Source organism: Kribbella sp. CA-245084, assembly GCF_050942355.1.
In the GTDB taxonomy this organism is placed as follows: domain Bacteria; phylum Actinomycetota; class Actinomycetes; order Propionibacteriales; family Kribbellaceae; genus Kribbella.
Map to the genome: position 1 here is coordinate 448,265 of NZ_CP192053.1, position 20,203 is coordinate 468,467.

The following is a 20,203-nucleotide window of genomic DNA, read 5'->3' on the forward strand; positions in this document are numbered from 1 at the left end:
TCTTTGACGGTATGTCAGAGTTAAGCGCACGGGAGTTCGTCGCGGACTTCTTCGGCTCGTTCACCCGGGAGGTCGTCGCGGGCGGCGACGCCGCGGAGGTCGTGGACCGGTACTACACGCCCGACATCGAACAGATCGCCGACGGCATCACGCTCGACCGGCAACGGCTGATCGACCACCTCCGCCCGATCCAGAAGAACCTGGTCTCCTGCTCGTACGACGTCCACGAGGCGATCCGCACCGACGACCGGCTGGCCGCGCGGTTCACGATCCACGCCGAGCTGCGCCGCGGACGGACGATCTCCACCGAGGTCTACCTGTTCGGCGAGCTCGCGTCGGACGGCCGAATGCGACGTACGACGCAGGCCACCCGGAACGTCAGCGCATCATGACGACGTTCCGCGTACTCGGGATGACCTGCGCGCACTGCGTCGGCTTCGTCACCGAAGAACTCGAGACACTGCCCGGCGTCGACGCGGTCACGGTCGATCTCGCGACCGGGATGGTCGCCCTGACTACCGATCGCCCCATCGAGCCGGCTGCGATCCGAACCGCCGTAGAAGCCGCCGGCTACGAGGTCGCGTCGTGAGCTGTGCGGCGGTACGTCAGGAGGGCGACGCCGCTGGGGAACGACGTACTGCCGGTCAACGTCACCCTCTGCGCTGAGCCGTCGGTGAACAGGCGTTGGCCGGTCGCGACCACTGACGGGTAGACGAACAGGCGGTACTCGTCGACCAGGTCGGCCGCGATCAGCTGGTGAGTGAGGTCGATGCTGCCGGTGCAGACGATGTCTTCGCCGGCGGTCTGCTTCAGTTGGCGTACCTCGTCCAGACCGCGGAGGATCGTGGTCGGCTCCCACTCCGGATCCTGCAGCGTCGAGCTCACGACGTACTTCTGCACCTGGTTCAGGTACGCCGAGACGCCGGTCGGGTCGTCCGTCTGTGCGGGCCAGAAGCCGCGCAGCTGCTCGAACGTCACGCGACCGGTGAGGAACGCGTCCGCTCGCGCCATCTGCTCGCGCAGCGCCTCGAGCACCTCCGGGCCGCCGTCGGCGGGTCCGAACCAGTCACCCGCCTCGATAACACCGTCGACGGTGATGTTCTGGGTGACGATCAGGTCGCGCATCAGGCTCCTCCTCGCTGGATTCACCTGGTACGTCGGACCCGGGCGTCACCCTTCGACATCAGCGGACCGTGAAACCCGCATTCCGGAACGCTTCGGCGAGCGACGTCTCGTCCATCGGGGTCTCGGACTGCTTGCCGCCGCGCCCTTGACCGCCCTGACCGCCCTGACCACCCGGCCCGCGGTTGCCGCCACGACCGCCTTGTCCGCCCTGACCGCTGCGACCGCCCTGTCCGCCACGACCACCCTGTCCGCCACGACCACCCTGGCCGCCGCGTCCGCCTTGACCACTGCGACCGTCCTGACCGCCCGAGCCGCCTGGTCCGCGACCTTGATCGCCCGAGCCGCCGCGTCCTTGACCGCCCTGACCACGGCCTTGTCCGCGTCCTGGACCGCCGCCCTGGCTTCCCGCTTGGCGTGAACCACGGTCACCCGTACGTCCGCCGCCGGCGCCTGGCTCGTCGTCCAGCCGCAGCGTGAGCGAGATCCGCTGGCGCGGGATGTCGACCTCGAGCACCTTCACCTTGACGATGTCGCCGGGCTTGACCACCTCGCGTGGGTCCTTGACGAAGTTCTTCGACAGCGCGGACACGTGGGCCAACCCGTCCTGGTGCACGCCGATGTCGATGAACGCACCGAACGCGGCCACGTTGGTGACCTGACCCTCCAGCGTCATGCCCGGCTTCAGGTCGGCGATCTTGTCCACCCCGTCGGCGAACACCGCGGTCTTGAACGCCGGCCGTGGGTCGCGCCCCGGCTTCTCCAGCTCGGCCAGGATGTCCGTGACGGTCGGCAGGCCGAACATGTCGTCGACGAAGTCCGCCGCCTTCAGCCGCTTCAGCTCGGACGACCCGATCAGCGACTTCACGTCGGACCCGGTGGCGTCGAGGATCCGGCGTACGACGGGGTAGGACTCCGGGTGCACGCTCGACGTGTCGAGCGGGTCGTCGCCGTCGGGGATCCGGAGGAATCCGGCCGCCTGCTCGAACGCCTTCGGGCCGAGCCGTGCGACCTCGCGCAGCGCCGTACGTGACTTGAACGGGCCGTTGACGTCGCGGTGCTGGACGATGTTGTCCGCCAGCCCCGGCGTGATGCCGGAGACCCGGGTGAGCAGCGGCGCGGACGCGGTGTTGAGGTCGACGCCGACCGCGTTCACACAGTCCTCGACGACCGCGTCGAGCGAGCGGGACAGCGAGTTCTCCGGGAGGTCGTGCTGGTACTGGCCGACGCCGATCGACTTCGGGTCGATCTTCACCAACTCGGCGAGCGGGTCCTGCAGGCGGCGCGCGATCGAGACCGCCCCGCGGAGCGACACGTCCATCCCGGGCAGTTCCTGCGAGGCGAACGCGGACGCGGAGTACACCGACGCCCCGGCCTCGCTGACCACAGCCTTGGTGAGCTTCAGCTCCGGGTGCTTGGCGATCAGCTCGGCAGCCAGCTTGTCCGTCTCACGCGACGCCGTACCGTTGCCGATGGCAATCAGATCGACGTCGTGGGCGGCTGCGAGTGCGGCCAGGGTGGCGATCGACTTGTCCCATTGGTTCTGCGGGACGTGCGGATAGATGACGCCGGTGTTGACCACCTTGCCGGTCGCGTCGACGACCGCGACCTTCACGCCGGTCCGGAAGCCCGGGTCGAGGCCCATCGTGGCGCGAGTGCCGGCCGGGGCGGCCAGCAGCAGGTCGCGCAGGTTGGCCGCGAACACCCGGATCGCCTCGTCCTCGGCGACCTGCCGCAAGCGCATCCGCAGGTCGATGCCGAGATGCACGAGGATCTTCGTCCGCCAGGCCCAGCGGACCGTCTCGACCAGCCACTTGTCGGCCGGGCGGCCCTGGTTCTCGACGCCGACCTTGCGGGCGATGGTCGTCTCGTACTCCGTCGGTCCGTCGACCTCCACGCCTGCGGGCAGCGGCTCGACCGAGACCGTCAGCACGTCCTCCTTCTCGCCGCGGAACAGCGCGAGGATCCGGTGCGACGGCATCTTCGTGAACGGCTCGTCGAAGTCGAAGTAGTCCGAGAACTTCGCGCCGTCGGTCTCCTTGCCTTCCCGCACGGCGGACGCCAGCCGGCCCTGCTCCCAGAGGCGCTCGCGCAGTGCACCGATCAGGTCGGCGTCCTCGGCGAACCGCTCGACCAGGATCGCGCGGGCGCCGTCGAGGGCTGCCTGCGGGTCGGGGACCTCGGCGTTCACGAACACCGCGGCCGCGGCGAACGGCTCGACGTCGGGGTCGGCCATCAGGCCGTCGGCGAGCGGCTCGAGGCCGTTCTCCCGGGCGATCATCGCCTTGGTCCGGCGCTTCGGCTTGAACGGCAGGTAGATGTCCTCGAGCCGGGACTTGGTGTCCGCGGCGAGGATCTGCTCCTTCAGCGCGTCGTCGAGCTTGCCCTGGCTCTCGATCGAGTCGAGCACGGTCTGCCGGCGCTCCTCGAGCTCACGCAGATACCGCAGCCGCTCCTCGAGCGTGCGCAGCTGCGCGTCGTCGAGCTCTCCGGTGACCTCTTTCCGGTACCGCGCGATGAACGGCACGGTAGACCCCTCGTCGAGCAACGCCACCGCCGCCCGCACCTGGTTCTCACCCACCTCGAGCTCATCCGCGATCCGCCGCTCGATCGACTGCACCACTGTCCGCTTCCCCTCTACCGACAAACCCGCCGAACATTCTGCCCCGGCCGGGCTCCATATCCTTCCCCATCCCACCCCCCACCCCGAAACCCATCCACTCACCCTGTGGACAACCCCATGCGATCATCACTCCGGGGAGGAACAACATGGGGCAGTTCAGCAAGTACGTGCAGAGCTATCACCCGCCGCTGCTCAACCGGGCGCTCCAAGTGGTGATCCCGCTGTGCTTCGTCGTCAAGGCAGCCGTCAACCCCACCCTTGAGAACATCCTCTGGGCAGCAAGCCTGGTCGTACTCATGCTCCCGTACGGCATCGCTCCCGTGGCGCACTCCGCCCGCATGGCAGCCCTGGACAGACGTCCCATCCTCAGCGTCGTCTTCGGGTTCCTGGTCCTGGGCGCCGGGCTCTACGCCATTCTCGTCGAGCTCGCCGGTTTGAGTCGCCTCACCAGCATCCTCATCGCAGCACCGGTGTCCCTGGCAGCCCCAATCTCCGGCGTCCTTCGCGAACGTCGTCGCAGACCGGCATGACCCGAAACATCAATTGGCCCGGCCGCGGTCCCACCTGGATCGGCGTACCCGCGCTCGTCGCGATGCTGTTCGGTGGACTGATGCTGCTCGAGCTGGACAGCCGGGTAAGCCTGAGTCGCGAGCTGCTCGCCGGCGGTGCCGAGAGCGTTGCGAGTTCGGTCGAGGTGGAGGTCGATCCGGGGAAGGGCAGCCCGCTCATCGGTGAGGTTCGAGTCGTCTTCGCCGCCCCCGAGCGGGGCCAGGTCCGGGCCGTCCTCAAGTACTGCGAGGACGATCGGCAAGGGATGCCCGAAGGAGTCCGACCGCCTGCGCCCGGCACTCGCTACGCGAAGCCTCTGCAGGTCCTCTACCGGCCGTCCGATCCGTCGACCGCGCTGGCTGCCGTCGACGCTCGCGAGTGGATCGGGGACAGGCGCACGCCACGAATCGGCTGGGGCCTGGTTGTCGGCGGATCGGCACTGGTTCTGCTGGCAATGGTGCTGCTGACCATCGGGGCCCGCCGACGGGGTCTGTCCTGGTGGCAGTGGTACACCGAAGGCAGGCTCGCAAGGACGGGGCCACAATGATCGGTGGATCAAGCCTGGCGCGGTCTGCTGCCGCGCTCAAGCGGCGGCACGAGAGGTTCGAACGGTGGACTCGGCGACGTCCCGGTCGGACGACGCGACTCTTCGCTACAGCAGGTGTGCTGTTCACTGTGTACGGGCTGACCGAGGCGAAGAACTGGCACGACGCTGCGTCAGGAGCCTCGCTGTTGGTGCTGTTGAGCGCCGTTGTCGTCGCACCGCGAGGGCTGTACGACGGACGCGCGGCCCCCTGGGCGGTTCGGCACAAGGTGCTGTCGTGGCTCCTGATGGCGGTGTTCCTGGGCGCCGGAGGCTTCTTGGCGGTGTCGGAGTTCGTGGGCGATTGGAAGTTCGGGCTGTTCGTGCTGATCCCGGTCGCCGCAATGAGCGTCGTCAGGCTGGTAGTGGATCACCGGAGGGCGAGCATGACCGAGGGGTCGGCGTCCGGAGTGGACGGCGACCCCTCGGGTGGGTACAGATCAGGCGGCTTCGAGGAGTAGCTCTTCCTCGTCTTCGGTCTGCTGCTGGGGCTTGGGTTGGCGCATGACGACTGCTGCGATGGCTACTGAGGCGGCGACGATGGCGGCGGCTACTGCGAAGGAGAAGTGGTAGCCGTCGGTCAGGGCCTGGAGGGTCGGCTTGGTGCTGCCTGCGGTGCGAGTGGCGGAGAGGGTGGCCAGGATGGCCAGGCCCAGGGCGGCGCCTACCTCGCCCATGGTGCCGATCAGGCCGGACGCCAGACCGGCGTCCTCGGGCTTCACGTCTGACATCGACAGGCCCATCAGTGCCGGGAAGCAGATGCCGCCGCCCAGGCCCAGCAGGACCAGCACCGGTAGTACGTGGACGAAGTAGCTGCCACCGACCGGAGCCAGGGTGAAGAGCGCCAGTCCGACGACGATCAGGGACAGTCCGGCGATCAGCGGACGGCGCGGCCCGAAGCGCATGACCAGCTTCTCGGAGTACTTCACCGACAGCAGCCCCATCACCACAGTGGTCGGCAGGAAGGCCAGTCCGATCTCCAGAGCGTCGTACCCGAGCACCCGCTGCAGGTACAGCGAGCCCAGGAAGAAGATGCCGAACATCCCCGAGCTGGACAGCGCCTGGATGAGGTTCGCACCGGTCAGCGTCCTGGAGCGGAAGATCCGCAGCGGCACCAGCGGGTTGGCCGCGGTCGCCTCACGGGCGATGAAGCCGGCCAGCAGTACCAGCGTCGCCGCAGCCAGCGCCAGCGTCCGCGGTGCGGTCCAGCCGAGCTCAGCGGCCGGCTTGACGATGGTGAAGACGCCGACCATCAGCGCCGCGGTGATCAGCACCGCACCCGGTACGTCGGTGCCCTTGCCGATCCCCAGGCCCTTGTCCTTCTCGATCAGCTTCACCGCGAGTACTGCGGTCAGTACGCCGAGCGGGAGGTTCACGAAGAAGATCCAATGCCAGCTGATCGCCTGCGTCAGGACGCCACCGGCCAGCAGACCGATCGACCCACCGGCGGACGCGACGAACGCGTACACGCCGATCGCCTTGGCCTGCTCCCGCGGCTCGGGGAACAGCGTCACGATCATGCCGAGGATCACTGCGGAGGTCAGCGCACCGCCGACGCCCTGGATGAACCGGGCGATGACGAGCATCTCCTGCGTCTGCGCCAGCCCACACAGCACAGAGGCGGCGGTGAAGACGACCAGTCCGGCGGTGAAGATGTTCCGCCTGCCGAGCAGGTCGCCCAGCCGGCCGGCCAGCAGGAGCAGGCCGCCGAAGGCGATCAGGTAGGCGTTCACTACCCACGCCAGTGAGGAGCTGGTGAAGCCGAGGTCGTCCTGGATGGCCGGCAGCGCCACGTTCACCACGGTCACGTCGAGCACGATCATCAACATGCCCGCGCAGAGGGTGTAGAGAGCCAGCCAGCGCGAGCGGCCGCCCTGCGTGGCCGGCGTAGTCGCCAGGGTGTCGGTCGTCGCGTACATCTCGAGGTCTCCTTGCAGTTCGTCGTTTTGGGCCTTACACCCATACGTCGAACTGGAGGAGCTCAGATTGACACGTCTTGAGAAGTTTTTTCGCGACGCTGCCGAGCCAGTGCGTACGCCGTGAGCGCCGGGACCAGTCCGGACCCGACGACGAGCAGTGTGGGCACCTGTGACGCCAGAGCGAACCAGGTGAGCAGTACGACGACCCCACCGGCCACCGGCAGCGGCCGACGCAGCAGGAACAGGTTGGCGGACCTGAACACCGTCTTCATGGTGGCGTCGTCGCCCGCCTGAGGCAGGACAGCCAGTCCGCACAGGTAGAGCCCGAGGATCATCCCGGTGAGCGGAATCAGCACTACCAGCGCGAACACGCGCGCCGGTCCGGACGCGAATGCCCAGAACGAGAGGCCGAACGCGAGCAGCACCGCACCGGCGTACAGACCGAATCCGGACAGCCAGAAGCGCTTCATCGCCCAGCGGAACTCCCCGAAGTATCGCCGCAGTAGCTTCGGCTTGTCCTGGCTGATCGCGTCCGCCAGCACCCGCTGCATCGCGAACGCGGCCGGGAAGAGCGTGATGATGCCCAGGCTGAGCACGATGAACACCAGCTGCAGCATGAGCAGGTCTCCGACGACCGACAGCTTGCCCAGCGCCGTGCTGGTACGGCTGGCGCCTCCGTCAGGGGGAACAGCCACCGATCGCCTCCTCGTTCCGTCCGAGCGTCCCTTGATCGTATGATCACGAACAATCACGCGAAGATCAGGGGACCGCATGCTTGCACAGGAGCGCCACGAGCTGATCCTGCGGAGCCTGCGGCGGCACGGCCGGCTCCGGGTGGCCGATCTGGTGGCCGAGCTGGGCGTCTCCGCGATCACAGTACGCCGGGACCTGGCCGAACTGGACTCCGCCGGCCTGCTGCGCCGCGTGCACGGCGGCGCGATCGGCACCGGCACGGCCGACCAGGGCACTCGCGGGAGTCAGCTGACGATCGGCATCATCGTGCCGAGCGCGGCGTCGTACTACTCCGACGTGATCCGCGGCGCCGAGGCGATGGCCGACCGGTACGGCGCGCGGCTGGTCCTCGGCGTCTCCGGGTACGACGTGACGATGGAGCGCGACCGGATCGACAAGGTGCTCGGGATCGGGGTCGCCGGCCTGCTGATCAGCACCGCGCTCGGCGACGGCGACGCGCACCGGCTCGACTCGAGACTCGACGACATCGACGTACCGGTGGTGCTGATGGAGCGGGCGTTCGGGTTCCCGCACGTGAACCGCGAGTACGACCACGTCCGCACCGACCACGCGTACGGCGCGATGCTGGCGCTCCGGCATTTCGTCGCGCTCGGCCATCGGCGGATCGCGATCAACCTGCAGGCCACGGTCACGGCGTACTGGCTCCGCAGCGGCATCGAAACCGCCGCGAAAGCGCTCGGCGTCGAGGTCTTCCTCTCACCCGTCGACCTCCCGATGCGCGGCGACGACCCCGGCGCCATCACCCAACTGGACGCCTTCCTCGCCGAATGCGAATCCTTCGGCACCCGCGCCGTCCTCGTCCACTCCGACGAACACGGCGCCCGCCTGGTAGAACGCGCCATGGAACGAGGCCTCCGCGTCCCCGAGGACCTGGCCGTCATCGCCTACAACGACGTGACTGCCTCGCTAGCCGTAGTACCCCTCACCGCAATCTCCCCCGCCCGCCGAGCCCTAGGCGAGACCGCCTGCGACCTCCTCCTCCGCAAACTCCAGTCGCCCACAACCCCCACCCAACACCTAAGCCTCCTCCCCACCCTCAACATCCGCACTTCCTGCGGCGCCCCCGGCGTCCTGGTCGCAGGGTAAATTCGGAGGACTGCACCGGAATCCTGGGGAGAGTCACGATGGAGTACGCCGAGTTCGAGGTCGAGTACAAGCGGGTCTTCGAGGTGATCCTCAACGGTCGCGGAGACCGGGACCTGACCGCAGATATCGCGCGGCTGCATGCGCTGGCCGAACAGATCGACGACGAGGACGACCGCGACGACGCTCTGCTGGAGGTAACGGGCATCGAGGACGTCATCGCCCACGGCCCCGGCGAACCTCCGACCGAGGTCATCCAGCAGGCCCGCGCGGCGTACGCCGAAGCGGTCCGGGACGACGGCACGACAGCCGAGCGCCTGGCCCGAGCCGAGGAGGGCATGCGAGCCCTGGAGCGCATCGCAACCAACGCGACTCCGGACGAATGCCAGGCCATCGGAGACCACGAACACGTACTCCACATGCAGATCGGCGCGCTGAGGCTCACCGTTCAATGAACAGGCGAAACAGGTAAATTCAGAGGTCTGAACCGGATTGCGGGGAGTCCAAGATGGAGTACGCCGAGTTCGAGCTCGAGTACAAGCGGGTGTCCGAGGGCATCATCGAGGGTCGGCGCGACACCGACCTGACCGCGGAGATCCCGCGTCTCCGTGCGCTGGCCGAACAGATCGACGACGAGGACGACCGGCGCCTGGCCGACTCCGTTATCGCCGGAATCGAGGACATCGCCGCCCAGGAACCGGACGAACCTCCGTCCGAGGTCATCCTGCGCGCACGCCAGGTGTTCTCCGAAGCCAAGCGGGACGACGGCACGACAGCCGAGCGCCTGGCCCGTGCTGAGGAGGGTGTCCGAGCCCTGTCGCGTATCTCGGACACAACCCCTGACGAGGAACAAGCGATCGGCGCCCTGTCGCACTCGCTCGACATGATGATCGGCGCCTTGCGGCTCGAACTGCGATGAAGGTCACCAGCTTCCGGGAGTTGATGCGCGAGCAGGCGAAAGCCGCCGTCCAGGTCTCGGGCGCCCATCACTCTTCCTGGAACGAGCGGTTCGGGCCGCCCATCCCCGAGCAGAGCAAGACCGGCGGGACTGCGAACTGGGACAACTCGATCTCGTACAACCCTCGCCATGTCGACGAGCGGCTCCAGGAGATGTTCCGCAACGCGCGGGTGCACAACCAGGATCCCGCCGAGCTTCGCGGGTACCGCGACGCGCTGCGAGTCGTTCTGCACGAGAACGTCCACATGCTGGCGTCGGAGGGCCGGGAGCATTCGCAGGGGCAGGCTGCGTTCAACCACAGCCCGGGTGTACACGCGCTCGAGGAAGGGGTGACCGAGCTCTACTCGCATCAGAAGCTCGATGAGTACATCGACGACCTCGGTATGGAACAGGTCGCGCCGGGGATCAAGGGCGTCAAGAGCGCAAAGGTGTACAAGGAGTACACGCCCGCGGTCGAGGGCTTCGCCGACACGATCGAGCGGCAGACCGGAGTTGACCGCGACGAGCTGATCGGCCGACTCGCGGTCGTACCTGCTGACCAGAAGTTCAAGGTGGCCGCCGAGGCCATGTACGACAACAGCCGACTGCCTGAGCTGCTACCGCCGGACCAGCGTGAGCAAGCCGTCGGGGAGATCGCGAAGGCGATGGGATCCGAGTTCGGCCGGGTAGAGAACCTCCCCGAGAACGCGGATGCCAAAGCGCGCCGTGCCGTCGGTGTTGACGCTGCCGCCGAGGGGTCCAAGGTGATCAGCCGGTTGAAGAGGCAGTGGCAGATGCCGGCACCGGGGCAGCAGGTGCAGCGTGGTGTGGGTGCCGAGCAAGGGCGGACTGGTCAGCCCGAGCGCGGCGACGCGCCCCAATCTCAGTCGGCGACCGGGGCGTCCCCGGCATCCTCGGCGGCCGCGGCAGCACCTGCGTCTCCGGCTGCCTCGGCCGCCGCGGCGTCCTCACCGGCCCTACCTGCTCCGGCGTTGCCGCCGGACATTGCGGCGGCGGCTCGGGCTGGGTTGTCTGGGCCTCCGTTGGGGTCGGCTAGTCGGTTGAGTGCTGATCGGCAGGGGGCGCGTGGTGCGGGGGCGTCTGCGCCGGCGGCTCAGCGGCAGGGGCCTGCTGGGCAGCGGCCGGGGCCGGAGACTCAGCGCTGAGCGGACGGAACTCTGATCGGTCAGGTTCCGATGTTGATCGAATGTGATCATTCGAGCGCTCAGGTATTGACGAGGAAAGCCCTTTCCCATACTTTCGCTGCACTTGAGGGGTCGCGGGCCCCCGGCTGAAACAGGCAGCGAAGGAGTTCCCCTGTGAGACGAGGTGTGGGACTGACCGTGCTGGCGGCTGCGCTCAGCGTGGTGGTCAGCGGTTGTGGCAGCGGGGTGATCGACAAGAGCACGGACGGCATAGCGCCGGCCGAGGCGACCGGGACGTTGCGGGTGCTGATCCCGTCGTTCCCGCCCAGTACGAAGGGGCGGGAGGCGTTCCAGAACGTCGTCGACGAGTTCCACAAGACCTATCCGAAGATGAAGGTCGAGCCGGACTTCGCGACGTACAACAACCTGAACGAGAAGCTGGCCACCTCGATCGCGGCCGGGATCCCGTACGACGTGATGGTCACGGGTGTCGGCTGGGTCCAGCCGTTCGCCTCCAAGAACATCTTCGAGGACCTGGGCAGGTACGGCGTGACGCCGGACTACATCAAGGAGAAGAGCACCCCGGCGCTGATCCCGGCGGTGACGTACGACAAGAAGTTGTACGCCTACCCGCTGCTCGCCGACGCCCGGGCGGTCGCGCTCCGCAAGAGCGCGTTCGTCGAGGCGGGGCTCGACCCGGACAAACCGCCGACGTCGCTGGCCGAGATCAAGACCGCGGCCGAGAAGCTGACCAAGCGGGACAAGAACGGCAACATCACCCGCAGCGGCTTCGACCTGGCCTCCGCGACCGGCTTCCGGCAGTCGTTCACCACTTTCCTGGCCTCGACCGGTACGCCGCTGTACGTCGGCGGCGAGCCGAACTTCGACAACAAGGCCGGCCTGGACACGCTGCTGTGGATCAAGTCGATGATCAACAACGTCCAGCCGTACGGGCAGACCAACGCGGCCCAGCAGCCACTGGTGCTGACTGGTGAGGCCGCGATGGGCATCGTCAACGGCGCCGTCGACTGCTCCGACAAGGGCATCGGCAAGAAGAACTGCGACGACCTGAAGTTCTTCCGCTTCGACAGCGGCAAGCAGATCGAGTACGTCGGTGGCGACCTGGCGTCGATCGGGTCCCGCAGCCGCCACAAGGACGCGGCCTGGGCCTTCATCCAGACGATGGTCAACAAGCCGACGCTGGACGCGATCGCCAAGCTGAACAAGAAGATCCCGGCGTACAAGGACGCCGGCAACTCGCCGCAGGCGGAGTCGAACCCGTTGAGCAACTTCACCGCGAACGGTCTGCAGTACGCCGCGAACGAGAACGAAGTGCCGTCGAACTGGCTCGAGATGCGCGGCAACTTCGACATCCAGCTCACCCAGGCGGTCCTCGGACAGAAGGATCCCGCCAAAGTGCTGCACAACCTGGCAGGACAGTCACGATGAGCACAACTCTTGAACGTCCAGCACTGGACACCCCGCGCAAGGTACCCACGTCCAAGGACACCGGCACGCTGCTCAAGGGCCAGAAGCGCGCCGGTTGGGCCCTACTGACGCCGGCCCTGCTGCACTCCGCCGTCTTCATCGTCATCCCGGTGGTCGCGGTCCTGGTTCTCAGCCTGACCAACTACAGCTTCGGTGACACCTGGTCCTGGGTCGGGCTCGGCAACTACGCGGACCTGGCGCGCGACGTCGACTTCCTGGCTTCGCTGTGGCACACGGTCCTGTACGCGATCGTGGTGATCCCGATCTCGATGGCGATCGCCCTCGCGGTCGCGGTCGGCCTGAACCAGAAGATCCGCGGCCTAGGCTTCTTCCGGACCGCGTTCTACATCCCGACGGTGACCGCGACCGTGGCCATCGCGACCATCTGGCTGTGGATCTACAACCCGGGCTCCGGCCTGGCCAACGGCTTCCTCGGCCTGTTCGGGTTCGCCCCGAACCGCTGGCTGGCCGACCCGGCGACCGCGCTGCCGTCGCTGATGGTGGTCGGCATCTGGCAGGGCCTCGGCACCAAGATCATCATCTACCTGGCCGCGCTGCAGGGTGTCTCCCGCGACCTGCTCGAGTCGGCCGACCTGGACGGCGCCAGCCGCTGGCAGCGTTTCGTCAACGTCACCTGGCCGTCGCTCGGCCCGGTGCAGTTCTTCGTGCTGATCACGTCGATCGTCGGCACCTTCCAGGTGTTCGACCTGGTGTACGTGATGACGCGCGGCGGACCCGGTAGTGATACCCGCGTGCTGGTGCTCGACATCTACCAGAACGCGTTCCAGGACCTGAAACTCGGCTACGCGTCCGCGGAGACCGTGATCATGATGATCGTGATCGCAGCCTTCATCGGAGTCGGACGCCTGCTCCAGAGGGCGGACACCAATGACTAGCGCTGCATTGCCTTCGACCGGTACGAGCGTGAGCCGCCGGCCGTCGTCGCTCCGGCCGGGGCGGATCGCGTTGTACGTCGTACTCATCGTCGGCGCGCTGCTGATGATCGTGCCGTTCCTGTGGATGCTGCTGACCTCGTTCAAGAGCGACCTCGAGGTGCAGCAGTTCAACTGGCTGCCTGGTGAGCTGCGTTGGCACAACTTCGTCGAGGCGATGCAGAGCGCGCCGTTCCTGCGGTACTTCCGCAACAGCCTGTTCATCGCGGTCGGCGAGACCGCGTTCACGCTCGTCGTCTGCACGATGGCCGGGTATGCCCTGGCCAAGGCGCCGATCCGGGGCGGCAAGTCGCTGCTGAACTACTTCATCGTGCTGCTGCTGGTGCCGTTCCAGATCATCCTGGTGCCGCTGTTCATGATCGTGAAGTCGATCCCGCTGTTCGGGGGCAACAACATCCTCGGCCACGGCGGTATCGGCTGGCTGAACTCCTGGTGGGGGCTGATCATCCCGCTGGGCGCGGCGCCGCTGTTCACGTTCCTGGCCCGGCAGTTCTACGTATCGCTGCCGGACGAGCTCGCGCAGGCCGCCCGGGTGGACGGGCTCAGCGAGTTCGGGATTTTTCTGCGGATCATGACCCCGCTGATCAAGCCGGCCCTGATCACGATCGCGGTGTTCCAGATCGAGGCCGCCTGGAACGGGTTCCTCTGGCCGCTGATGATCACCACGTCGGACGAGATGCGTCCGCTGCAGCTCGGGCTGGCGATCTTCTCGCAGAACCCGGCCGAGATCCAGTGGCCGTACCTGATGGCCGGTACGGCGCTGGCGACGCTGCCGATGATCGTGCTGTTCGTGTTCGCCCAGAAGCGCTTCGTCGAAGGAATGGCGAACGTCGGGATCAAGGGCTAGATCCTCGAACAGGTGCTCACCCCGCCCCGGGTGAGCACCTGCGAGGCCCCCTCCACATGCGGTGGTCCCGAAGAAACACCGGAGCTTCCCACGTAGTCCCCCCACTGGGTCACTCGTCCCGTTTATCGGCGCAGTGTGCCCGCCGTTACAGCATTCATGAGGTTTTTTCGCTAGTTCCCGAAATGATTTGCCGAACTGCGCGCGATGTACGACGTTTCGCATCCATGCGACGACGTTCGGTAAGGGATCAGGCGGTGTGCGCGCGGACGACGTACCGGATCATCGGGGCGAGGTCGGTGGTGCCGAGGAGTTCCAAGGCGTTGGTCGCGCGGAGGGTGGCCAGGCCGTGGAGATTTGTCCACAGGGCGGTGGCGCGGAGCTCGGCCTCGGCAGGATGAAGTTCGGCGACGAGGTCAACGAAGGTCTGGAACAGGGGGAGCGACGTCGCGCGGAGGTTGCCGCCGGCCCCGTCCAGCAGGTCGTGGCGGAAGAGCAGGTCGAACATGCCGGGGCGTTCGGCGGCGAACTCGAGGTAGCGGCGGCCCGCGTCGACCAGTTGGTCCTCAGCTGATCCGTCGGTCGGGGTGAGCAGGTCCGCCAGGTCCGCCAGCCCGGTCGCCGCGATCGCGGCCAGGAGCGCATTGTGGGTGGGGAAGTAGCGCCGCGGTGCGCCGTGCGAGACGCCGGTACGGCGGGCGATCGCGCGCAGGGTGAGATTGGCGAGGCCCTCCTGCTCGAGGAGGTCGACCCCGGCCTGGACGAGCCGATCGGGCAGTGACACCTGGGACACGTAGACATTGTCTCCTGGTTGGGTTGGCCTGCCCGCTTGGGTACGATCACGGCGTGACTGCCGGGTCGGCTGCTTCCAGCCATTCACGAGTTGGGGTCCCGGCTGCGTTCTGAACGCCGCGCGGGCTCCACCGGGCGTTTCTCTCCCCGTCTGCATTTCCTTTCACGAGACACGAGAGAAGCGAATCCTGAACGATTTCACTGCACAGCTCATTGACGAGTTCCGGGCGAACGCCGGCCAGGTCGGCGGTCCCTTCGAGAACTCCAGGTTGTTGCTCCTGACAACAACTGGCGCACGCTCCGGGCAGCCGCGCACCGCGATCCTCGGGTACTACCCGGACCGCGACCGGGTCCTCGTCGTCGGCTCGGCCGGCGGCAGCCCCAAACACCCGGCCTGGTACCACAATCTGCTCGCCGAGCCCGAGGTCACCGTCGACCTCGGCCTCTTCACCTATCCGGCGACGGCAGTCGTACTGCGTGGTGCCGAGCGCAACGAGGTCTTCGCGCGCCTGGTCGAGGCTGATCCGGGGTGGGGCGATTACCAGGCCGGCACCACTCGGACCATCCCGGTCGTCGCGCTGGTCCAACGGCCCGGTCCTCCACCCGTCGGCACTTCGTTTGCTGAAGCTTTGACGACCATCCATGCGGCCTTCCGGCGCGAGCTCTCGCTGATTCGGGCCGAGGTCGCGAAGTCCGGCACGCTGGGCGCCCAGCTCCGGATCAACTGCCTGACTGCCTGCCAGGGTCTGCAGTATCACCACACCGGCGAGTCGACCGGCCTCTTCCCGGCGCTGGTCCAGCAGCACCCCGAGCTGGCCGACGTCATCGCCGTACTGCAGACCGAGCACGACAAGATCGCCGTACTGCTGGAGGAGTTGGAGCGGCTGGCCGCGAGTCCCGTCGCGGAGATCCTGCCCCAGGTTGATGAGCTGATCGCTCAGCTCAACGCGCATCTGGATCGCGAGGAGGCGGAGCTTCTGCCGTACCTCTGAGGCTCACGCCGGGTCTACGGTCGGGATCATGACCGAGGACTTCCTGGCGGCCGGCCGGGCTGCGTTGACTCGCGGAGCCTGGTCGGCCGCTCGCGGCCAGTTCGAGCGGGCGCTCGAGACCGCGACGACAGCTGAGGCTCTCGAAGGATTGAGCTGGGCGACGTGGTGGCTGGAGGATGTGCCGGCGTGTCTAGACGCTCGGGAACAGGCGTATCGCCTGTATCGGAAGGCTGATGACGCGCGGGCTGCGGCGCGGATGGCGTTGTGGCTCGGGGACGATCACAACGAGTTTCGCGGAGCCGGTGCGGTGGCCGAGGGCTGGTTCAACCGGGCCGCTCGGCTGCTGGAGGAGCTTGAGGCCTGCCCGGAGCTCGGGTGGCTCCGGGTGTTCGAGGCTCACGCTGCGCTCGGTCGGCATGACACCGGTCGGGCGCGCGAACTCGCCGTACAGGCTCAGGAACTGGGCCGTCGGCATCGGGCGGTTGATCTGGAGATGTTCAGTCTGGCCACCGAGGGTCTTGCGCTGGTGGAGGAAGGCGATGTTGAGCAGGGGATGCGGTGTTTGGATGAGGCGACGGCGGCGGCGCTGGCTGGGGAGTACGAGAATCTGGCGCCGGCTGCTTGGACGTGTTGTCGGTTGATCTCGGCGTGCGAGGAGATCCGGGATTATGAGCGCGGGGCGCAGTGGTGCCGGCAGGTGGAGGAGTTCAGCCGGCGGATGGAGGCGCGGTTCGTCACGGGCGTGTGCCGGGCGCACTACGCGGCGATCCTCGGCTGGCACGGCGACTGGAGCGCGGCCGAGCGGGAGCTGACGAAGGCTCACGAGGATCTCACGGCCAAGCGCCCGTACTGGCGTGCCGAGGCCGTCGTACGTCTGGGTGAGCTGCGTCGCCGGCAAGGACAGGTCGAGCAGGCGGAGGCCTTGTTCAACGAGGTTTCGTCGCATCCGTTGGCCAAGCGCGGGTTGGCGGAGCTCAGCCTCGACCGGGGCGATCCGGCTGCGGCACGCGACGTACTGGAGCGGATGTTGCGGCGGATCCCGGCCGGTTCGGTCAGTCGGGCTTGGCCGCTTGAGCTGATGGTTCGGGCCTCCGTGGCGTTGGGGGACCACGAGGCGGCGGCGGTCCATCTGGCCGAGTTCTGCTTGATCGCTGAGTTGTTGGGGACCCGGCCGCTTCGTGCGGCCGCGCGGTTTGCGTCGGGCATCTGTGCGGCGGCGCGCGGCTCAGATGAGGAGGCTTGCGCCTGTTTGGAGGAGGCGGTTGACCTGTATGACGGCCTAGCTCCCTTCGAGGCCGCGCATGCCCGGTTGGAACTGGCCCGCAGTCTGCTGACGCTCGGCCGGACCGAGGCTGCCCGCCGCGAGGCTCGTACTGCGCTCTCGGCAATCCCCGTGCCGCGGCGAGACGAGGCGGAGTTGCTGGTGACGCTCGGACTGGTCGGCCCGCCTGTCCTGAGCGCCCGTCAGCTCGACGTACTGCGGCTGGTCGCCGACGGACTGGGTGACCGGGAGATCGCTGGGCAGCTGGTGATCAGTGAGCACACCGTGCATCGGCATGTGGCGAACATCTTCACCCGGCTGGACTGCTCAACCCGTGCCGCGGCGGTGTCGCGCGCGACAGGGCTCGGGTTGCTCTAATGGCCTGTTCGGGTGACGCGGCCGGGGATGCGTTTGGTTGATGGTGGTTGGCATGCAGAGGTTGGCGCAGTACAAGGATTCGGTCCGGACGACGTGGGCCACCGGCGACTACGACGCGATGATGCGGCAGGAGGGGCTGTACGAGGTCGGTCAGCGGCTGGTCGACGCGTTGGCCGTTCGCGCTGGCGAGGACGTACTGGATGTGGCTTGCGGGACGGGGAACGCGGCGATGCCGGCCGCGCGGACCGGTGCTCGCGTCACCGGGCTCGATCTCACGCCGGCCATGCTGGCGAAGGCTCGCGAGCGCGGAACGGGGCTCGGGATCGAGTGGGTTGAAGGTGATGCCGAGGAGTTGCCGTTCCCGGACGACAGCTTCGACGTGGTGCTGTCGAGCTTCGGTTGCATGTTCGCGCCGCGCCACACGGTCGTCGCCGGCGAGATGACTCGCGTACTGCGGCCGGGCGGCCGGCTCGGAGTCTGCGCATGGACGCCGGAGGGGGTGATCGGGGAGTTCTTCCGCGTGGTGGGTGGGTATCTGCCGCCCGCGCCGGAGTACGTCGATCCGCCGCTGGCCTGGGGATCTGAGGACTCCGTGCGGTCTTTCTTTGAGGGGTTTGACCTGTCGTTCACGCGTGAGGTTGGCATGATCCATCACCCGTCGGTCGTCGAGGGGGTGGACTGCTACGCCACGCAGTTCGGACCGGTGGTGCTCGCTCGCGAGGCGCTCGGCTCTCAGTGGCCGGCGCTTCGGGAGGACCTGGTCGAGCTCTTCGAGCGGAACAACACCTCAGGGTCCAGTCTGGTGCTGCCGGCTGAGTACCTGGTGATCCGCGGTCAGCGGCGGGCCAGCAACGCGTAGGAGTTGGGGAGGCGGCCGGACCACGCGGCGGCCTTCGTGTCGTCCTGCGGTCGCCAGAACGGTTCGGCGTACTCCTCGAGGGTTTCGAGGTGCAGACCGGCCGCGGTGATCGCGGTGACGATCTGGCCGAGATTCCACTGCCATTCACGAGCGCCGTTACCGGGGAACGTGTCGTTGACGTGCGACGCGGCGAAATAGCTACGGTCCGGCCGGATCCGCGGTTCGTCCTCGTCCCACGTCCACAGCGGCACGGCCGGGTGCGCTTCGTACACGAACAGGTGCCCGCCTGGCCGCAGTACTCGCGCAATGTCCTGCGCCCACGCGTCGAGGTCCCGCATCCAGATCAAGGCGCCCTTGCCGGTGTAGACGAGATCCGCACACGCATCCTTCACCGGTGCGCCGGGCACCTCCGCCACCAGGTAGTGACACGCCATACCCAGCTCTCGAGCACGCCGCTGCGCCGCACCTGCAGCCACCGAGCTGTAGTCGATCCCAATGACTTGTTGCGCACCTGCTTTGACGAGCCCGACGTCATCCAGCCCATGCCCACTCTGCAGATGCACCACTACCGGCCGCTGCGCCAGCACCGGCCCAAGCAACCCAAGCTCCCGCTCCAACAGCAGCCCGTCTCCCCGAGCCGCCTCCAGCAGTTCGTCGTACTCCCGAACATGCTTCGCCGAAGCCTGCTCCCAAACCACTCGATTACCCGCCACCACCTCGTCCATGTGCCAAGTCAATCTCATCCAGCAACTGCATATCGTGGACATCCTGCGGTCTGAACTCGTACCCCTGATGCGAGCGCCGCTGCGCACTAGCCGGCATGCATCGCACTGGCTGCCCACCGATTCGCCCGTCGACGGCAGGTGGAATGAAGTACGTGTTGCCGTCGAAGTCGAGCTGTTCGGTTCCTCCGCCCGGCATCGGCGTACTCGGATGGAGATCTATTCGGTGCCCGTCCACGTCGGTCAGCTGCACCGTGACCTGCAGGTAGCGTGCGTCCGTTATGTCGTACCCCAGCCCACCCAACACCTCCACCACCCGATCCAACTCGGGCCGAGCGACGCCCAGATCCAGATCGCCATGCGTTCGCGTCTGCCGCCCGACCAGTGCGTCCACGCCCCAGCCGCCGTCGACCCACACATCCAAGCCGGCCAAGGCGTCCAGGACGTTCAGCACGCGGTCCGGCGTCATCGGATCACCTCGTAGCGAAGGCTCACCACGCCGTCGGCTGTGGTGCTACTGGACAGAAGCCGGAGTCGGGTTGGGAGCTCTCCGGGCTCCAGCTCAGGTCCATCGAACACCGTCGGCACACCCGCACCTCCGATAGCAGCAGGGAACAGAATCAGATGCAGCTCGTCGACCAGATCCTCGCGCAGTAAGGCGCCGTTCAGCCCGCCGCCAGCCTCAGACACGACGCAGCTCACCCCAAGCCGCTCCTGCATCCGGCGCAGCGCAAGCTCCAGCTCCACGTGCTCCTCGCCGACGACGAGGTACGGGATGTTCTCGCGTTGCAGATAGGCGAGGTACGCCGTCGGGGTAGCGCGGGACGTGAGGACCAAGAGGTCGATCCCGGCCCCGCCTTTCTCCGTCCACAGGACCCGCCCGCGACTATCCACAACTGTGAACCATTTGCGATGCGCCGGATGATTCACCACCTCGTCCGGCAGGAAGTCGTCGTACGAAATGGTTGCCTCGGGCAACTCCAACGGACCGGTGTCCGCGGTGACGAACGTTCCGCTGCCTTCGAGGATCGCTGTCGGCGCGTACAGCTCCTCCAGCAACGCAGTACGCGCGTCATTCACGGTCGTAAACCCTTCCGGCCAGAACGATCGCCACAGCTGCCGGGCCTCGTCGGACAGCAAGAGACGGTCCCGGACGACGGTTACACGTCCGTCGACCGAGGCCGTCACTGATACCACCAC

General features: G+C 67.3%; 23 protein-coding genes. 15 read left to right on the plus strand and 8 right to left on the minus strand.

The genetic code is table 11. The features are described 5' to 3' along the window. The first annotated feature begins 11 nt into the window (after nt 1–11). Together ACQPYH_RS02325 and ACQPYH_RS02330 are read left to right on the plus strand one after the other, a co-directional pair. The gene (locus ACQPYH_RS02325) at nt 12–392 is read left to right on the plus strand and encodes a nuclear transport factor 2 family protein (RefSeq protein WP_432885852.1); all 381 of its coding nucleotides are present in this window, start codon (nt 12–14) and stop codon (nt 390–392) included. Beyond that, nucleotides 389–589: a heavy-metal-associated domain-containing protein gene (locus ACQPYH_RS02330; protein WP_432885855.1), complete on the plus strand. Its 201-nt coding sequence runs from the start codon at nt 389–391 to the stop codon at nt 587–589. The genes ACQPYH_RS02325 and ACQPYH_RS02330 overlap by 4 nt, the downstream gene beginning before the upstream one ends. On the opposite strand, the gene ACQPYH_RS02335 is transcribed toward ACQPYH_RS02330, so the two are convergent. Beyond that, a complete protein-coding gene (locus ACQPYH_RS02335; protein ID WP_432885858.1) occupies nt 571–1,125 on the minus strand; it encodes a dihydrofolate reductase family protein in 555 nt (184 codons plus the stop codon). The two genes, ACQPYH_RS02330 and ACQPYH_RS02335, sit on opposite strands and share 19 nt — an antisense overlap. A gap of 58 nt (nt 1,126–1,183) precedes the next feature. Next, on the minus strand, nt 1,184–3,745 hold the full coding sequence (locus ACQPYH_RS02340; protein WP_432885861.1) for a Tex family protein: 2,562 nt from the start codon (nt 3,743–3,745) through the stop codon (nt 1,184–1,186). Nucleotides 3,746–3,891: 146 nt separating this feature from the next. Between ACQPYH_RS02340 and ACQPYH_RS02345 the strand changes: the two genes are divergently transcribed. The 3 genes from ACQPYH_RS02345 to ACQPYH_RS02355 all read left to right on the plus strand — a co-directional run bounded on the left by ACQPYH_RS02345 (nt 3,892) and on the right by ACQPYH_RS02355 (nt 5,338). Further along, complete coding sequence (locus tag ACQPYH_RS02345) at nt 3,892–4,275, plus strand: hypothetical protein (protein ID WP_432885864.1); 384 nt, start codon at nt 3,892–3,894, stop codon at nt 4,273–4,275. Beyond that, entirely contained in the window at nt 4,272–4,841 is a 570-nt protein-coding gene (locus ACQPYH_RS02350; RefSeq protein ID WP_432885867.1) for a hypothetical protein, read from the plus strand. Before ACQPYH_RS02345 ends, ACQPYH_RS02350 begins: the two co-directional genes overlap by 4 nt. A gap of 116 nt (nt 4,842–4,957) precedes the next feature. Continuing rightward, nucleotides 4,958–5,338, plus strand: coding sequence for a hypothetical protein (locus ACQPYH_RS02355; RefSeq protein ID WP_432885869.1), 381 nt, complete (start codon nt 4,958–4,960; stop codon nt 5,336–5,338). Here the strand turns inward: ACQPYH_RS02355 and ACQPYH_RS02360 are convergent. Both ACQPYH_RS02360 and ACQPYH_RS02365 read right to left on the minus strand, forming a co-directional pair. Then, complete coding sequence (locus ACQPYH_RS02360; RefSeq protein WP_432885871.1) at nt 5,318–6,796, minus strand: MFS transporter; 1,479 nt, start codon at nt 6,794–6,796, stop codon at nt 5,318–5,320. The two genes, ACQPYH_RS02355 and ACQPYH_RS02360, sit on opposite strands and share 21 nt — an antisense overlap. A gap of 62 nt (nt 6,797–6,858) precedes the next feature. Next, nucleotides 6,859–7,491 (minus strand): DUF624 domain-containing protein, encoded by a 633-nt coding sequence (locus tag ACQPYH_RS02365; protein ID WP_432885874.1) that lies wholly within the window; start codon nt 7,489–7,491, stop codon nt 6,859–6,861. Nucleotides 7,492–7,567: 76 nt separating this feature from the next. On the opposite strand from ACQPYH_RS02365, the gene ACQPYH_RS02370 reads away from it, so the two are divergent. The 7 genes from ACQPYH_RS02370 to ACQPYH_RS02400 all read left to right on the plus strand — a co-directional run bounded on the left by ACQPYH_RS02370 (nt 7,568) and on the right by ACQPYH_RS02400 (nt 14,002). Beyond that, the gene (locus ACQPYH_RS02370) at nt 7,568–8,635 is read left to right on the plus strand and encodes a substrate-binding domain-containing protein (protein ID WP_432885877.1); all 1,068 of its coding nucleotides are present in this window, start codon (nt 7,568–7,570) and stop codon (nt 8,633–8,635) included. A 38-nt stretch (nt 8,636–8,673) separates the two neighbouring features. Further along, a complete protein-coding gene (locus tag ACQPYH_RS02375) occupies nt 8,674–9,087 on the plus strand; it encodes a hypothetical protein (RefSeq protein WP_432885879.1) in 414 nt (137 codons plus the stop codon). 53 nt (nt 9,088–9,140) lie between these two features. Continuing rightward, nucleotides 9,141–9,551 carry a hypothetical protein gene (locus ACQPYH_RS02380; RefSeq protein ID WP_432885881.1) on the plus strand — a complete coding sequence of 137 codons (411 nt, stop codon included), beginning with the start codon at nt 9,141–9,143 and terminating at the stop codon, nt 9,549–9,551. After that, a complete protein-coding gene (locus ACQPYH_RS02385; protein ID WP_432885884.1) occupies nt 9,548–10,735 on the plus strand; it encodes a hypothetical protein in 1,188 nt (395 codons plus the stop codon). Before ACQPYH_RS02380 ends, ACQPYH_RS02385 begins: the two co-directional genes overlap by 4 nt. A gap of 153 nt (nt 10,736–10,888) precedes the next feature. After that, a complete protein-coding gene (locus ACQPYH_RS02390; protein ID WP_432885886.1) occupies nt 10,889–12,163 on the plus strand; it encodes an extracellular solute-binding protein in 1,275 nt (424 codons plus the stop codon). Then, nucleotides 12,160–13,098 (plus strand): carbohydrate ABC transporter permease, encoded by a 939-nt coding sequence (locus tag ACQPYH_RS02395; protein ID WP_432885888.1) that lies wholly within the window; start codon nt 12,160–12,162, stop codon nt 13,096–13,098. The genes ACQPYH_RS02390 and ACQPYH_RS02395 overlap by 4 nt, the downstream gene beginning before the upstream one ends. Continuing rightward, complete coding sequence (locus ACQPYH_RS02400) at nt 13,091–14,002, plus strand: carbohydrate ABC transporter permease (protein WP_432885890.1); 912 nt, start codon at nt 13,091–13,093, stop codon at nt 14,000–14,002. Before ACQPYH_RS02395 ends, ACQPYH_RS02400 begins: the two co-directional genes overlap by 8 nt. Before the next feature lie 247 nt (nt 14,003–14,249). On the opposite strand, the gene ACQPYH_RS02405 is transcribed toward ACQPYH_RS02400, so the two are convergent. Continuing rightward, nucleotides 14,250–14,792, minus strand: a complete 543-nt coding sequence (locus ACQPYH_RS02405) for a TetR/AcrR family transcriptional regulator (RefSeq protein ID WP_432885892.1) — start codon at nt 14,790–14,792, stop codon at nt 14,250–14,252. Between the two features lie 268 nt (nt 14,793–15,060). On the opposite strand from ACQPYH_RS02405, the gene ACQPYH_RS02410 reads away from it, so the two are divergent. From ACQPYH_RS02410 to ACQPYH_RS02420, 3 genes are read left to right on the plus strand one after another with little or no spacing between them, the layout of a single operon-like run. Continuing rightward, nucleotides 15,061–15,783 carry a nitroreductase/quinone reductase family protein gene (locus ACQPYH_RS02410; protein WP_432885894.1) on the plus strand — a complete coding sequence of 241 codons (723 nt, stop codon included), beginning with the start codon at nt 15,061–15,063 and terminating at the stop codon, nt 15,781–15,783. A gap of 28 nt (nt 15,784–15,811) precedes the next feature. After that, the gene (locus ACQPYH_RS02415; RefSeq protein ID WP_432885896.1) at nt 15,812–17,422 is read left to right on the plus strand and encodes a LuxR C-terminal-related transcriptional regulator; all 1,611 of its coding nucleotides are present in this window, start codon (nt 15,812–15,814) and stop codon (nt 17,420–17,422) included. A 52-nt stretch (nt 17,423–17,474) separates the two neighbouring features. After that, the gene (locus ACQPYH_RS02420; protein WP_432885898.1) at nt 17,475–18,281 is read left to right on the plus strand and encodes a class I SAM-dependent methyltransferase; all 807 of its coding nucleotides are present in this window, start codon (nt 17,475–17,477) and stop codon (nt 18,279–18,281) included. Here ACQPYH_RS02420 and ACQPYH_RS02425 read toward each other — a convergent pair. From ACQPYH_RS02425 to ACQPYH_RS02435, 3 genes are read right to left on the minus strand one after another with little or no spacing between them, the layout of a single operon-like run. Then, complete coding sequence (locus tag ACQPYH_RS02425) at nt 18,257–19,006, minus strand: class I SAM-dependent methyltransferase (RefSeq protein ID WP_432885900.1); 750 nt, start codon at nt 19,004–19,006, stop codon at nt 18,257–18,259. The genes ACQPYH_RS02420 and ACQPYH_RS02425 overlap by 25 nt on opposite strands. Then, nucleotides 18,984–19,472 carry a nucleotidyltransferase domain-containing protein gene (locus ACQPYH_RS02430; RefSeq protein ID WP_432885902.1) on the minus strand — a complete coding sequence of 163 codons (489 nt, stop codon included), beginning with the start codon at nt 19,470–19,472 and terminating at the stop codon, nt 18,984–18,986. Before ACQPYH_RS02430 ends, ACQPYH_RS02425 begins: the two co-directional genes overlap by 23 nt. Beyond that, entirely contained in the window at nt 19,469–20,191 is a 723-nt protein-coding gene (locus ACQPYH_RS02435; RefSeq protein ID WP_432885904.1) for a RibD family protein, read from the minus strand. The genes ACQPYH_RS02430 and ACQPYH_RS02435 overlap by 4 nt, the downstream gene beginning before the upstream one ends. Nucleotides 20,192–20,203: the final 12 nt, after the last annotated feature.